This is a genomic window from Streptomyces sp. CG 926, assembly GCF_003148825.1.
GTDB lineage: Bacteria > Actinomycetota > Actinomycetes > Streptomycetales > Streptomycetaceae > Streptomyces.
The window spans coordinates 78,840-92,453 of sequence record NZ_QGGZ01000005.1 but is presented as its reverse complement, the minus strand read 5'-3'; the positions used below and the strand labels follow the sequence as shown (position 1 = coordinate 92,453).

Below are 13,614 nucleotides of genomic sequence, written 5' to 3'. Positions count from 1 at the left end.
TCACGGCAAGACGGCCGTGGTCGCGCCTCGTCCTGCGGGGACCCTCCTCCGTGTCCCCGCCCCACGGCAGGGCTACGACAGCGACGGCCCAAGGGGCGGGGGGACGGGGTGGGGTGTCCCCGCAGGACGAGCGCACAACCCCGCCCCACAACCGAGACAAACCAGTAAGGCGCGAGCCGAGGAGACACCCCACCCCGGCCCCCCGCCCCGACCCCCCACCGACACCGAGTCACGGACCCGCCAAATCCAGCCCCGCCGGCGATTGAGGCGCAGGGCCCGGCGCAGCCCGACCCGCACCGCACAGGCACGGGCCCGCCAAATCCAGCCCCGCCGGCGATTGAGGCGCGGGGGCCGGGGCGGAGCACCGGGATACCGCCCGCACCGGCCGAGCACACCGCAACACGTCCAGGCGACACCCCCGACCCGCGACACCCCGTCCCTGGACACCCCTCCGAAACGGGGTGTACCAACTCCCCCATGACGATCAACGGCGGCATTTCCTTCTGGTACGCGTCCGCGCCGAGCGGCGGCGGCGGCGGCCCCGCCACCCCACCCCGCGCACCCCTCACCACCGACACCACCGCCGACGTCGTCATCGTCGGCGGTGGCTACACCGGCCTGTGGACCGCCTATTACCTCAAGCGCGCCGCCCCCGACCTCCGCATCACCGTCCTGGAACAGAAGTTCTGCGGCTACGGCGCCTCCGGCCGCAACGGCGGCTGGCTCTACAACGGCATCGCCGGCCGCGACCGCTACGCCGCCCTCCACGGCCGCCCGGCCGCCCGCCGCCTCCAGCACGCCATGAACGCCACCGTCACCGAGGTCGTCGACGTCGCCGCCAAGGAAGGCATCGACGCCGACATCCACCGCGGCGGCGTCCTCGAAGTCGCCCGCACCCCCGCCCAACTCGCCCGTCTGAAGGCCTTCCACGCCCACGAGGTCGCCTTCGACGAGGGCGCGACCGACCGCGAACTCCTCGACGCCCCCGCCACCCGCGCCCGCATCGACATCGCCGACGCCGTCGGCTCCAGCTGGAGCCCCCACGGCGCCCGCATCCATCCGCTGAAGCTGGTCAAGGGCCTGGCCGCCGCCGTCGAAGCGCTCGGGGTGGTCATCCACGAGTCCACGCCCGTCACCGAGATCGCCCCACGCCGGGCCGTCACCCCGTACGGCACGGTCCGCGCCCCGTACGTGCTGCGCTGCACGGAGGGCTTCACCGCCGCCCTCAAGGGCCAGAAGCGCTCATGGCTGCCGATGAACTCCTCGATGATCGTGACGGCCCCGCTGCCCGCCGAGACCTGGTCCCGGCTGGGCTGGTCGGACAGCACGCTGCTGGGCGACATGGCCCATGCGTACATGTACGCGCAGCGCACCGCCGACGACCGCATCGCGATCGGCGGCCGCGGGGTCCCGTACCGCTTCGGCTCGCGCACCGACAACGACGGCCGTACCCAGCCCGCCACCGTCTCCGCCCTGACCGGCCTGCTGACCTCCTTCTTCCCGCAGCTCGCGGGTACGGAGATCACCCACGCCTGGTCAGGGGTGCTCGGCGTGCCCCGCGACTGGTGCGCCACCGTCACCCTGGACCGCGCCTCGGGCCTGGGCTGGGCGGGCGGCTACGTCGGCTCGGGCGTCGCCACCGCCAACCTCGCGGCCCGCACCCTGCGCGACCTGGTCCTCGGCGAAGCCACCGAACTGACCACGCTGCCCTGGGTGAACCACCGCGTCCGCCGCTGGGAGCCGGAACCCCTGCGCTGGCTCGGCGTCCAGGCCCTCTACGCCGCCTACCGCGAGGCGGACCGCCGCGAGAGCGCCAGCCACCGCCCGACGACCACCCCGCTGGCCCGCCTGGCCGACCGGATCTCGGGCCGCCACTGACCCTGCCGGCTCACCGCGGGGTGGTGTCCGTCCCGCTAGGCGGCCTTGCCCCCTTCCCCTTCGTGCGCCTCGTCGTGGTCGTGGTCGTGCTTGCCGCCGTGCCCGGGCTTGTGACCGTGGCCGGGCTTGTCGCAGTCCTTGTGGTCGTGCTTCTTCTTCACGTGGATCGTGACGGAGCAGGTGCGCGCCGATGAGCAGGAGCCGCCCGGCGCGGTGGGTGCGACGTAGTTGACCAAGGTGTGGTCGCCGGTGTCGGGGGTGTCGACCCGCACCTGGTACGTGACGGTCGCGGTACCGCCGGGTGCCAGCGTGCCGGTCCAGGACAGCGTGTCACCGGTGAGGTTCGCGGAACCGCTGGTGGAGGTGAGCGAGCCGGGTACGAAGGTGGCGTCGTCCAGGACGTCGCTCAGGTCGTCGGTGAAGTCGCCGTTCGCGGCGACGGTGCCGGTGTTCGTGACGGTGAGCCGGTAGGTGATGGTGTTGCCCTCGTTGACCGGCCCGGTCGGCGAGGCCGACTTCGCCACCGTGTAGGCGGGCACGACGCAGCTGCCGCTGTCCTGCGTGGAGGTGGCCCCGAAGAAGCCGCGGCCCGTCGCCTCGACGGTCGTGACCGGCAGCGGCGAGGTCGACTCCGTGGTGGGCAGGGAGGTCAGCAGGTTGATGTCGCCGTTGGAGGCGAAGGCGTAGACGCTCCCCGCGGATTTGGCCGCGCCGAAGGTCTGGGGGACCGTGCCGATCTGCACGACGGTGTTGTCGGGGTGGATCCGGAACACCGGGGACGGGCTCGTGGTGTCCGCGGCTCCGAAGGCCAGGACGTCGCCGTCGTCGAGGGTGATGAAGTCACCCGCCGAGACGATGCCGGCCGGGAAGGAGGCGGGGAACAGCGTGGAGACGCCCGTGGCGGGATCGATCAGGAAGATCTGGCTCGTGTTGAACGAGCCCGCGATCAGCGTTCCGTCCGCGCGGGCCGTCAGGCCGTTGACGGCAGGCGTCGACGTCACCGCCGCGAGCGGTCCCGAGATCGGCCGGCTCGCCGTCTCCGCGCCGGTGACGGGGTCGATGGTGTAGAGCGTGGTCGCGCCGGGGGATCCGGGGAAGTCCACCCCGTAGAGCGTCGAGCCGTTGGGGCTGAAGGCGATGTCACCGTAGTCGCGGGCCAGCGGGACGTTGCTGAGCGGGTTGCCCGTCGTGTCGTACTGGACGAGCCTCCGGTCGTTCCCGCCGGTGTTCGCCCACAGCGGCGTCGGCGGGCACACCGCCCGCGCCTTCGACGCGGCGACTCCGGCCGAGGCCGTCCCCGTCTGCGCATGCGCGGTCCCACGGTGCCGGTGACAGCCAGGACGAGGCCGATCGCCGCTCCCGTCAGCACACGTCGCAGGCTGTTCTGCCCGTAACACGCCATGAAGGCTCCTCACTTCTCCCGTTCCTCCCGTGAGGAACGGATCGCGCGCGCAGCCGGCCGGGAGCCCCGAGCGGGCACCGGGCCGGCAGAACCGGTCGACGCAGAGTTCCCGGAGCGGAGCCCTCGGATCATGAGGGCCGGCGGAAGCCCCCCTTCCGGCCCATCACGACCACTCGAACAGGCTGGCGCACGACGCCGAGGCGCTGCCCTCGGAGCGGACCGGGTGACAGCCGCCGACGGCCCGGCGCGGCCACCACGCCTCCGGAACAGAAAAACCCCAGGTCACGGCACGTGACCTGGGGTTGGCGGAGCCCCCTGTCGGATTCGAACCGACGACCTACGCATTACAAGTGCGTTGCTCTGGCCGGACTGAGCTAAGGGGGCAGGACCCGCTCGCGCACACGCCGAGCGAAGCCGCCATCACTCTACACAGCACGCGAATCCCCCTGCCATCACATTGGCCGGCCCCCCACGGGGTACCCCGTGGCCGCCACCGCTCGCGTCACGGCGTCGGGGTCGGCCTGCGGGTTCAGTGCTTCGACCACGTCGTCCGTCAGGGGGCGCAGGGCGAAGACGTGGCGGATCGCTTCGAGGTCGAGCTGCCGCCCGTAGTAGGTCTCCGCGAAGGCCTGGTAGGCCTCCGGCGTGCCGGCCGCCAAGACGTGGAAGAGGTGGCCGGTGCCGTCGTCGTCGTACTCCTCGTACTCCACCTGCCCCGCCCGCCAGGCCGTGTCGTGCCTCTCCCGCCAGAAGACGACGGTGGCCACCCGCACCTCGTCGTCGCAGAAGGCCGGCTCGTCGAGCAGCGGGCGGAACACCTCCGGCAGGGTGTCCACCAGACCGGGCCACAGGGCCATGTCCTCGTTCGTGTAGGGGCTCATGGAGGACTCGTGGTCGAACCCGCGGCCGAAGACCCCGTCGGGGGTGAAGAGGATCGTGTACTCGTCGCCCGCGCCGTTGTTCATCAGCCCGGCCTCGGTCCCCGGGCCCCACCCGGGGTCGTAGTCGAAGTAGCTCCCGTACCGGCCGCCGATCATGGCTTCGAGAGCCGCGAGCGCCCTGCAGCGGTCGCGCAGGACGGGGACGGCCGGGAGGACGGCGATCAGTTCGTGGACGCCGCGGAGGCGCTGTGCTGCGGTCATGCGCGACATGGAAGCAGGCGGGTCCGACAGATCGCACAAAGTTCGAAGTCACGGCGGCGCGGTGCTGACAGCCGGAGGAACGGCGGGTAGCGTCGGGCGGAGTCCGGATTCTGGACTAGACCTTCCACTCGGATCGTCCGGCACGTTCCTGCCGGTAGAAGGGATTCATCACCATGGCTTCTGTCACTTTCGACAAGGCGACCCGTCTGTACCCCGGCGGCGACAAGCCGGCCGTCGACCAGCTCGAGCTGGAGATCCAGGACGGCGAGTTCCTCGTCCTCGTCGGCCCGTCCGGCTGCGGCAAGTCCACCTCGCTGCGCATGCTCGCCGGCCTGGAGGACGTCAACGGCGGCGCCATCCGCATCGGTGACCGCGACGTCACGCACCTGCCGCCCAAGGACCGGGACATCGCGATGGTGTTCCAGAACTACGCGCTCTACCCGCACATGTCCGTTGCCGACAACATGGGCTTCGCGCTCAAGATCGCCGGCGAGGACAAGGCCACCATCCGCAAGAAGGTGGAGGACGCGGCGAAGATGCTCGACCTCACCCAGTACCTCGACCGCAAGCCCAAGGCGCTCTCCGGCGGTCAGCGCCAGCGCGTCGCCATGGGCCGCGCCATCGTGCGCAAGCCGCAGGTGTTCCTGATGGACGAGCCGCTGTCGAACCTCGACGCCAAGCTCCGCGTCTCCACCCGCACGCAGATCGCGGCGCTCCAGCGCGACCTCGGCATCACCACCGTCTACGTCACCCACGACCAGGTCGAGGCGATGACGATGGGCGACCGCGTGGCGGTCCTGAAGGACGGGCTGCTCCAGCAGGTCGACACCCCGCGCAACATGTACGACCGCCCCGCGAACCTCTTCGTCGCCGGCTTCATCGGCTCGCCCGCCATGAACCTGGTCGAGGCGCCGATCACCGACGGCGGCGTGAAGTTCGGCGACAGCGTCGTCCCGGTGTCCCGCGAGGCGCTGTCCGCGGCGGCCGACGCGGGCGACCGCACCGTCACGGTCGGCGTCCGCCCGGAGCACTTCGACGTCGCCGAGGCCGGCGGTCTGACCATCGTCGTGAACGTCGTCGAGGAACTCGGCGCCGACGGCTACGTCTACGGCTCCACCACCACCGCCGAGGGCTCGCAGGACCTCGTGGTCCGCGTGGGCGGCCGCCAGGTCCCGGAGAAGGGCTCCAGCCTCCACGTGGTGCCGCGCGCCGACGAGATCCACGTCTTCTCGACCTCCTCCGGCGAGCGCCTGTCCAAGTAGCAGCTCCCGCAGGTTTCGCGGTCGTTGGAGGGGCGTCCCGTCAAGGGGCGCCCCTTCGGCGTGCGTTGCCCGACCGGGGCCGTCGCCGGAACCCGGCAGACCGGGCCATTCGGCCCCAACCGTCAACCCTTAATTCGAAAAACCACGTCGAACCATCCCCCGACAGAGTGACTAAATGTCGCCAAATCTTCACCGAGCGCTACTCTCGCCCTCGTGACCCACACTGCCCGCCGTATCGGCCGTTCCCTCGCCCTGGTCCTGCCCGTCGTCCTGGTCCTGTCCGGGACCCTCGCGGTCACCATGGTCCCCTGGGCGGACACTTCGTCCTCCCAGGTCCTGACCGCCGCCGCCGAGGACGTCTCCGTCCCCGCGAAGCCGCGTGCCGCGCACGAGGTGCTGCGCGAGCAGCTCGTCGGTGAGCTGCAGCAGGGCGAGCGGCCGGACGACGTCCTGACCCACCTCCAGCAGGAGGTGAACAAGCGGCCCTCGCTCGCCGAGCACTGCGTGGGGATCGCGCGGGCGCTGGGGCGGGCCGCCGTGGACGCGTACGGCCCGACGAAGGCGCAGTCCTACTCCCGGCCCGTCTGCGACACCTCGTACGCCTCCGGCGTCGCCTCCATGGGCTGACGCCGCTCACGTCCCTACGCTGGCCGTCATGACCGACGACCACCGATCCGCTCCACCCGCGCCCTCCGCAGCCGCGTTCCCCGCCGCACCCACCCAGGCCGTCGTCCTGGCGGGCGGCCAGGGTTCGCGGCTGCGGCCGTACACGGACGACCGCCCCAAGCCGATGGTGGAGATCCCGGGGACGGGGATGCCGATCATCGGGCACCAGCTGGCCTGGCTGGCCTCCGAAGGGGTCACGGACGCCGTGGTCTCCTGCGGGCACCTGGCCGAGGTGCTCCAGGAGTGGCTGGCCGGGGCCCGGTTGCCGCTCCGCGTGACCACGGTGGTCGAGGAGGAGCCGCTGGGGCGCGGCGGCGGTCTCAAGTACGCCGCCCGGCACCTCCCGCACCCCGATCGTGCCTGGTACGCGACCAACGGCGACGTGTGGACCCGCTTCTCGCTCCGCGAGATGGCCGCCTTCCACGCGGAACGGGACGCGGTGGCCACGCTCGCGCTGGCCCGGCCGCGCATCCCGTGGGGGGTCGTGGAGACCAACGAGTTCGGGCACGTGCTGGACTTCATCGAGGCCCCGCCGTCGCCCTACCTCGTCAATGCCGGCGTGTACGTCTTCAGTGCCGAATTCGCTTCGCTGCTGCCGGACTTGGGCGACCACGAGCGCACGACGTTCCCGCGCCTGGCCCGCGAGCGACGCCTCGCGGGCTTCCCGCTGCCGCAGGGCGCCTACTGGCGGGCCATCGACACCGCGAAGGACCTCACCGAGGCCGCACGGGAGTTGGAGGCGCAGAAGGGCCCCTGAGGCCCCTCACGCGCCGATCGGGCCCGTGCCCGTACGTACGCGGCTTCGCGCGCCCGGCACACGCACAGGGGCCCGGCACACGCACCGGGCCCGCCACGCACCAAGGCCCGGCACGCTCGCGCGCGCCGGGCCCCGGTCGTCCTGTGCCGGTGTCAGCCGATGAGCCCGCCGATCAGGCCGGGCTGCTTGGGGGCCGGAGCCCCGCCGCCGGTGCTGCTGCCCGCGGAGGAGGACGGCTGCCTCGGAGCGGCGGACTGCCGGGGGGTGCTGCGCGGGGTCTGCTGCTTGCCGGTGGTGCCGCGCGTCGCGGCCGGCGACTCGGAGCGGGTCCCCGAGGTCCCCTTGGAGGGGCTGCCGGACGGGGTCTTCCCGGACTTCGCGGCGGGCTCGGTCGCGCTCGCCGAGGGCGAGGCCGCCTTGCTCGGCGCCTGCGTGGACCGCTGCTGCTGCCCCGGCTGCCGGCCGGTCGGCGCCTGCGGCAGCGGACGACCCGGCAGGTAGTTGCTGGGCGCCTCGCCCGGCCCCGGGACGGTGACGACGGTGGAGGAGCGGACGGCGCCGCCGAGGAGCGAGCCGACGAGCAGGGTGAGCCCGCACACGACGGTGGCCATGACGGCCCCGCGCCGCAGGACGCGCCGCCGCAGCCGCCAGATCTCCGAGCGCGGGCCGAGGGTCCGCCAGGCCTCGCCGGCGAGGCGGCCGTCGAGGGAGTAGACCGGGGCGCCCGCGATGATCAGCGGGCTCCAGGCGGCGAGGTAGATGATGTCGGGCGCGTCGTAGGCCGGGACGGTCTTCCAGCTCACCGTCATCAGCAGCGCGGCGGACAGCAGCGCCCCGAAGCAGGCGGCGAACCGCTGCCACAGGCCGAAGACCGTGAGCACGCCGACGATGACCTGGAGGAAGGCCACGCTCAGACCCGCGCCGACCGGGTGCGCGAGGGCGAAGTCCCGCAGCGGCTCGGCGAGCGCCCACGGGTTCAGCGTGTGCAGCCAGGTGACCATGGAGCCGCGCTCGCCGCCGTCGAAGTAGACGGGGTCGCAGAGCTTGCCCATGCCGGCGTAGATGGAGATGAAGCCGAGGAAGACGCGCAGCGGGAGCAGCACGACGCCGAGGTTCATCCGGCGGCCGGGGTAGTAGGAGGCCTGCCCGCGCGTGTCGGAGCCGGCCCGACGGGAGTCGGCCCCGGGACCGGAGCCGGGCGGCTCCTGCTGGTAGGGCAGGTCGCGTACGGCGGCCAACGGGCGGGTCTCGCCGGGGTCCCCGTAGCTGCGCTGGCCGATGACGGTCGGCGTGGCGAGGGTGTCCTCGGCGAGGTCGTGGGCCAGGTCGACGCGGGGGATGACCTGGGTGGCGCCGCCGTCGTACTCGTCGTGTCCGCGGCCGGCCTCGCGGACGGCCTGGAGCAGGCCGCCCATGGCGGCGGCGTCGCCGGCGTCGGACTTGCCGCTCCAGACCACGGGGGCCCGGCGGCGGGTGGCCCCGGCGGCCGCCACCACGGCGCCACCCAGAACGGGTGCGCGGCCGGGGGCCTTCGCGGGCTTGGAACGCGCGCTCGGGCTCGGTGCGAGCCGCACGCGGAAGCTGGCGTGGTTGACGATGACCTGTGCGGGGTCGCACGGCACCTTGACCATGCTCAGCGCGGGCTGGTCGTCGAACCCTGACGTTCTGGTGTCCACACTCATCTAACCGAGTGATCAGTGGTTAGGACACTGCCTTGACGTCAGGGATGTGTCCGAGACCCGTCAAGATCAAGCCACCCCGCCCGAAACGGGCGGGGTGACACGCTCACGGGTCATGTTCCGTGAGCCAAGTGGATCAGTGCGGATCAGTCGTGCGGAGCTCAGACGCGACCCTGGGTGGCGCGGCGGCGGGCCGCCTCGTAGAGCACCACACCGGCGGCGACACCGGCGTTGAGGGACTCGGCGCCGCCCGGCATCGGGATGCGCACGAGGTAGTCGCAGTTCTCGCCGACGAGGCGGCCGAGACCCTTGCCCTCGGAGCCGACGACGATGACGACGGGGCCGCCCAGCGCTTCGAGTTCGTGGACCTCGTGCGTGCCTTCGGCCGCGAGGCCGACGACGGTCAGGCCTTCCTTCTTGTAGTCCTGGATGGCACGGGTCAGGTTGGTGCAGCGCGAGACCGGCGTACGGGCCGCGGTGCCCGCCGAGGACTTCCAGGCGCCGGCGGTCATGCTGGCGGCCCGGCGCTCGGGGACGACCACGCCGTGGCCGCCGAAGGCGGAGACGGAGCGGATGATCGCGCCGAGGTTGCGCGGGTCGGTGATGCCGTCGAGCGCGACGATGAGGGGGTCCTCGCCGTTGTCGTACGCGGCGGCGGTGAGCTCGTCCGGGAGCGCGTACTCGTAGGGCGGGACCTGGAGGACCAAGCCCTGGTGGTTGAGCCCGTTGGTCAGCCGGTCGAGCTCGGGGCGCGGGGCTTCCATCAGGTTGATGTTGCCGCGCTCGGCCGCGAGCTGGAGGGCCTCGCGGACGCGCTCGTCGTTGTCGATGAACTGCTGGACGTAGAGCGTCGTGGCCGGGACACCGTCGCGCAGCGCCTCGAAGACCGGGTTGCGGCCGACGACCATCTCGCTGGTGCCCTTGGGACCGCCGCGGCGCGGGGCCGGGCGACGCTTGGCGGCCTGGCGGGCCATGGCGTTGCTGATGCGGTTGGCCTTGTGCTTCTTGCGGTCCTCGGCCTTGGGCGTGGGGCCCTTGCCTTCGAGGCCCTTGCGCCGCTGGCCACCGCTGCCGACCGTCGCGCCCTTCTTGTTGGACGTGCGGCGGTTCCTGCGCTGGCTGTTCCCGGCCATGACTTCTACCTGTTTTCGTTGGTGCTGCGATATGTACGTATGAAGAGTGTGCCGCCCGGAGCGCCGGGCAGCACACCAAGCTCAGCTGCTGGGCTCAGCGGGGGCCGAGCGTCCAGCGCGGACCGGTGGGGCTGTCCTCGATGACCAGCCCGGACTGCTGGAGCTGGTCGCGGATCGCGTCGGCACTCGCCCAGTCCTTGCGGGCCCGGGCGGACTCGCGCTGCTCCAGGACCAGTCGTACGAGGGTGTCCACGGCGCCGTGGAGCTCCTCGCCGCGGTCGGACCCGTTCCCACCGTCCCAGTGCGGGTCGAGCGGATCCAGGCCGAGGACGCCCAGCATGGCCCGCACCTCGGACAGGCGCGCGATGGCCGCGTCCTTGTCGTCGGCGGCGAGCGCGCTGTTGCCCTGACGGACGGTGGTGTGGACGATCGCGAGCGCCTGCGGGACACCCAGGTCGTCGTCCATGACCTCGGCGAAGGCCGGCGGGACCTCGCGCGCCGGCTCGACGGGACCGCCGGCCTTCTCGATGACGCGCTGGTAGAAGCCCTCGATCCGGGCGAAGGCCGACTCGGCCTCGCGCAGGGCCTCCTCGCTGTACTCGATCATCGACCGGTAGTGCGGGGTGCCCAGGTAGTAGCGCAGGACGATCGGACGCCACTGCTTGACCATCTCGGAGACGAGGACGGAATTGCCCAGCGACTTGGACATCTTCTCGCCGGACATGGTGACCCAGGCGTTGTGCACCCAGTACTTCGCGAACTCGTCGCCGAAGGCCTGGGCCTGGGCGATCTCGTTCTCGTGGTGCGGGAAGATCAGGTCGAGCCCGCCGCCGTGGATGTCGAAGGCCTCACCGAGGTACTTGTGCGCCATGGCGGAGCACTCCAGGTGCCAGCCGGGACGGCCGCGACCCCAAGGGGTCTCCCAGGAGGGCTCGCCGGGCTTCACGGACTTCCACATCGCGAAGTCGCGCGGGTCGCGCTTGCCCGTCTCGCCGGTGCTCTCCGGCTGGCGGATGTTGTCGAGCTCCTGGCGGGAGAGCGAGAGGTAGCCGGGGAAGGACTTCACGTCGAAGTAGACGTTGCCCTCGGACTCGTACGCGTGACCGCGCTCGATGAGGCCGCGCATCATCTCGACCATCTCGGTGACATGACCGGTGGCGCGGGGCTCGTAGGTGGGCGGGAGGCAGCCGAGCGCGGTGTAGCCGTCGTTGAAGGCGCGCTCGTTCTCGTAGCCGATGGACCACCACGGGCGGCGCTGCTCGGCCGCCTTCGCGATGATCTTGTCGTCGATGTCCGTGACGTTGCGGATGAAGGTGACCGCGTAGCCCCGGTACTCGAACCAGCGGCGCATGATGTCGAAGTTGAGGCCCGACCGGATGTGCCCGATGTGCGGGGCGGCCTGCACCGTGGCGCCGCACAGGTAGATCGAGACACAGCCCGCGGTGAGCGGGGTGAAGTCACGGATCTGCCGGGCGCTGGTGTCGTACAGGCGAATAGTCACGGCATCCAGGGTAGTGGCCCTGTAGCAGTGCCCCGCGACCCTTTCGGGACCCGGGGCACCTTTGTTGCCGAAGATCTACGGCCGCTACGAGCGATCAGGCCCGGTTCGTCCGGTACACGAGGGCGGTGGCGATCGCCGCGAGCCCTTCGGCGCGGCCGGTGAGCCCCAGCCCGTCGGTGGTGGTGCCGGACACCGAGACGGGGGCGCCGGCGGCGGCCCCGAGCGCCTTCTGCGCCTCTTCGCGCCGCTTGCCGATCTTCGGGCGTACGCCGATCACCTGGATGGCGATGTTGCCGATCTCGAAGCCCTCGGCGCGGACGATACGGGCCGCCTCCGCCAGAAGGGTGACACCGGCGGCGCCGGACCACTCGGGGCGGGAGGTGCCGAAGTGCGCGCCGAGGTCGCCGACACCGGCGGCGGAGAAGAGCGCGTCGCAGGCGGCGTGGGCGGCGACGTCGCCGTCGGAGTGGCCGGCGAGGCCGTCCTCACCCTCCCAGAGCAGGCCGGCGCACCACAGCTCGCGGCCGGTCTCGAAGGCGTGGACGTCGGTGCCGATGCCGACGAGCGGGATCAGCGGCACGGCGGAAGTGGTGGGCTCAGTAGCCATCGGTGGCCCTCCTGCGGGCGAGTACGGCCTCTGCGAGGACCAGGTCGAGCGGGCGGGTGACCTTGAAGGCCTCTTCGTGGCCCGGGATCACCACGACGGTGACGCCGAGCCGTTCCACCATTCCGGCGTCGTCGGTGGCGCCCTCGCCGGCGACGGCGATCGCGGCGTGCGCCTCCCGGAGGGTGGTGAGGTCGAAGCCCTGCGGGGTCTGCACGGCGCGCAGCCGGGCCCGCTCGGGCGTGCCGAGGACCGGCTCGGGCTCGCCGGGCTTGCCTGGCTCGACCTCCTTGACGGTGTCGGCCAAGGGCAGCGCGGGCACGACCGCGGGCGCCCCGTCACGTACGGCCTCGACGACCGAGTCCACGGTGTCCACGGGGACGAGCGGGCGGGCCGCGTCGTGGATGAGTACGGAGGTGACGTCCGGCGGCAGCGCGTCGAGGCCCGCGCGGACGGACTCCTGGCGGGTCTCCCCACCGGGGACGACCAGCAACTCGGTGCGCTCGGGCAGGGCGTGCTCGCCCAGCAGCAGGCGCACCTCGGCGGCCTCCGCGGGCGGGGCGACGACCACCACGAGGGAGACCGCGCGGGAGCGGGCCATCGCGCGTACGGCGTGGATGAGCATGGGGGTGCCGCCGAGGGCCCGCAGGGCCTTGGGGGCACCGGGACCGAGGCGTACCCCCCGGCCGGCGGCCGGGATCACCGCGGCGGTGCGGTGGGGACGCGTAACGTCAGACATCAGTAGCTCCGAGCCAGGTTTGTGACTTCGGCCGACATGGGTATGGCCTGAAGGGTGCCGGGTGCGACGCCCCTCGCCCCTTCCGTGACGACCGGTCGAGCAGGCTGCCCGGACCCGGCACGCCATCGCGATGGTGGCGGTGAGGCAGTAAGGCAAAAGGTACGGATACAGACATGCCGCAGCGCCCGGCAACAGGCCTCTCGTGGAGGAGAGACCTTGTCATCGGGCACCGCGGCAAGCTGCGCACCAAGTTGGTGCACGGGAACTCGCGTCAGGACGCGAGCACCTCGTCGAGGAGGGCCTCGGCCTTGTCCTCGTTCGTGTTCTCAGCGAGCGCGAGCTCGCTCACCAGAATCTGACGTGCCTTCGCGAGCATGCGCTTCTCACCCGCGGACAGCCCGCGCTCACGCTCACGACGCCACAGGTCACGCACCACTTCGGCGACCTTGATGACATCGCCAGAAGCGAGCTTCTCCAGATTTGCCTTGTAGCGCCGGGACCAGTTCGTCGGCTCTTCGGCATACGGTGCACGAAGCACCTCGAAGACCCGGTCCAGCCCGTCCTGGCCGACTACGTCGCGAACGCCGACGAACTCCGCATTGTCCGCAGGCACACGAACCGTCAGGTCGCCCTGGGCGACCTTGAGCACCAAGTAGGTCTTGTCCACGCCTTTGATCTGACGAGTCTCAATGGCCTCGATCAGCGCGGCCCCGTGATGGGGATAGACCACGGTGTCGCCAACCTTGAACGTCATGTGACAGGTACCCCTTCCGTGGCTATCCAGGGTAACACGAGAACTGACTGTTATGAATGGCGTTTTCGCAGGTCAGGGCACATCTCGGGGCTTGACA

General features: G+C 71.6%; 12 protein-coding genes and 1 tRNA gene. 4 read left to right on the top strand and 9 right to left on the bottom strand.

Annotation, left to right across the window (positions count from 1 at the left end):
• The first annotated feature begins 477 nt into the window (after nucleotides 1–477).
• Complete coding sequence (locus BCL76_RS15085; RefSeq protein WP_109780021.1) at nucleotides 478–1,878, top strand: NAD(P)/FAD-dependent oxidoreductase; 1,401 nt, start codon at nucleotides 478–480, stop codon at nucleotides 1,876–1,878.
• A gap of 35 nt (nucleotides 1,879–1,913) precedes the next feature.
• On the opposite strand, the gene BCL76_RS15080 is transcribed toward BCL76_RS15085, so the two are convergent.
• From BCL76_RS15080 to BCL76_RS15070, 3 genes are all read right to left on the bottom strand, one after another.
• Nucleotides 1,914–3,134 (bottom strand): DUF7927 domain-containing protein, encoded by a 1,221-nt coding sequence (locus BCL76_RS15080; protein WP_181382558.1) that lies wholly within the window; start codon nucleotides 3,132–3,134, stop codon nucleotides 1,914–1,916.
• Between the two features lie 455 nt (nucleotides 3,135–3,589).
• Nucleotides 3,590–3,664, bottom strand: a tRNA-Thr gene (locus BCL76_RS15075).
• A gap of 68 nt (nucleotides 3,665–3,732) precedes the next feature.
• The gene (locus BCL76_RS15070) at nucleotides 3,733–4,422 is read right to left on the bottom strand and encodes a hypothetical protein (protein WP_109780019.1); all 690 of its coding nucleotides are present in this window, start codon (nucleotides 4,420–4,422) and stop codon (nucleotides 3,733–3,735) included.
• Between the two features lie 173 nt (nucleotides 4,423–4,595).
• Between BCL76_RS15070 and BCL76_RS15065 the strand changes: the two genes are divergently transcribed.
• The 3 genes from BCL76_RS15065 to BCL76_RS15055 all read left to right on the top strand — a co-directional run bounded on the left by BCL76_RS15065 (nucleotide 4,596) and on the right by BCL76_RS15055 (nucleotide 7,107).
• Nucleotides 4,596–5,684, top strand: coding sequence for an ABC transporter ATP-binding protein (locus BCL76_RS15065; protein ID WP_109780018.1), 1,089 nt, complete (start codon nucleotides 4,596–4,598; stop codon nucleotides 5,682–5,684).
• Between the two features lie 213 nt (nucleotides 5,685–5,897).
• Nucleotides 5,898–6,311 carry a hypothetical protein gene (locus BCL76_RS15060; RefSeq protein ID WP_030768027.1) on the top strand — a complete coding sequence of 138 codons (414 nt, stop codon included), beginning with the start codon at nucleotides 5,898–5,900 and terminating at the stop codon, nucleotides 6,309–6,311.
• Nucleotides 6,312–6,339: 28 nt separating this feature from the next.
• Nucleotides 6,340–7,107, top strand: a complete 768-nt coding sequence (locus BCL76_RS15055; protein WP_109780017.1) for a nucleotidyltransferase family protein — start codon at nucleotides 6,340–6,342, stop codon at nucleotides 7,105–7,107.
• 152 nt (nucleotides 7,108–7,259) lie between these two features.
• Here BCL76_RS15055 and BCL76_RS15050 read toward each other — a convergent pair whose 3' ends face one another.
• From BCL76_RS15050 to BCL76_RS15025, 6 genes are all read right to left on the bottom strand, one after another.
• Entirely contained in the window at nucleotides 7,260–8,789 is a 1,530-nt protein-coding gene (locus BCL76_RS15050; protein WP_109780016.1) for a DoxX family membrane protein, read from the bottom strand.
• A gap of 158 nt (nucleotides 8,790–8,947) precedes the next feature.
• Nucleotides 8,948–9,919: a 23S rRNA (guanosine(2251)-2'-O)-methyltransferase RlmB gene (gene rlmB / locus BCL76_RS15045; protein WP_030768032.1), complete on the bottom strand. Its 972-nt coding sequence runs from the start codon at nucleotides 9,917–9,919 to the stop codon at nucleotides 8,948–8,950.
• A 94-nt stretch (nucleotides 9,920–10,013) separates the two neighbouring features.
• Nucleotides 10,014–11,420 (bottom strand): cysteine--tRNA ligase, encoded by a 1,407-nt coding sequence (gene cysS, locus BCL76_RS15040; protein WP_109780015.1) that lies wholly within the window; start codon nucleotides 11,418–11,420, stop codon nucleotides 10,014–10,016.
• Nucleotides 11,421–11,514: 94 nt separating this feature from the next.
• Nucleotides 11,515–12,027 (bottom strand): 2-C-methyl-D-erythritol 2,4-cyclodiphosphate synthase, encoded by a 513-nt coding sequence (ispF, locus tag BCL76_RS15035; RefSeq protein ID WP_109780014.1) that lies wholly within the window; start codon nucleotides 12,025–12,027, stop codon nucleotides 11,515–11,517.
• Nucleotides 12,017–12,763 (bottom strand): 2-C-methyl-D-erythritol 4-phosphate cytidylyltransferase, encoded by a 747-nt coding sequence (ispD, locus tag BCL76_RS15030; protein WP_109780013.1) that lies wholly within the window; start codon nucleotides 12,761–12,763, stop codon nucleotides 12,017–12,019. Before ispD ends, ispF begins: the two co-directional genes overlap by 11 nt.
• Before the next feature lie 271 nt (nucleotides 12,764–13,034).
• Nucleotides 13,035–13,517: a CarD family transcriptional regulator gene (locus tag BCL76_RS15025; RefSeq protein ID WP_003953493.1), complete on the bottom strand. Its 483-nt coding sequence runs from the start codon at nucleotides 13,515–13,517 to the stop codon at nucleotides 13,035–13,037.
• Nucleotides 13,518–13,614 lie beyond the last annotated feature (97 nt).

Excerpts from the sequence above, each read along its gene's own strand:
- BCL76_RS15085 (WP_109780021.1), top strand. The coding sequence starts at position 478 with ATGACGATCAACGGCGGCATTTCCTTCTGGTACGCGTCCGCGCCGAGC.
- BCL76_RS15070 (WP_109780019.1), bottom strand. The coding sequence starts at position 4,422 with ATGACCGCAGCACAGCGCCTCCGCGGCGTCCACGAACTGATCGCCGTC.
- BCL76_RS15065 (WP_109780018.1), top strand. The coding sequence starts at position 4,596 with ATGGCTTCTGTCACTTTCGACAAGGCGACCCGTCTGTACCCCGGCGGC.
- BCL76_RS15055 (WP_109780017.1), top strand. The coding sequence starts at position 6,340 with ATGACCGACGACCACCGATCCGCTCCACCCGCGCCCTCCGCAGCCGCG.
- BCL76_RS15050 (WP_109780016.1), bottom strand. The coding sequence starts at position 8,789 with ATGAGTGTGGACACCAGAACGTCAGGGTTCGACGACCAGCCCGCGCTG.
- rlmB (WP_030768032.1), bottom strand. The coding sequence starts at position 9,919 with ATGGCCGGGAACAGCCAGCGCAGGAACCGCCGCACGTCCAACAAGAAG.
- ispF (WP_109780014.1), bottom strand. The coding sequence starts at position 12,027 with ATGGCTACTGAGCCCACCACTTCCGCCGTGCCGCTGATCCCGCTCGTC.
- ispD (WP_109780013.1), bottom strand. The coding sequence starts at position 12,763 with ATGTCTGACGTTACGCGTCCCCACCGCACCGCCGCGGTGATCCCGGCC.
- BCL76_RS15025 (WP_003953493.1), bottom strand. The coding sequence starts at position 13,517 with ATGACGTTCAAGGTTGGCGACACCGTGGTCTATCCCCATCACGGGGCC.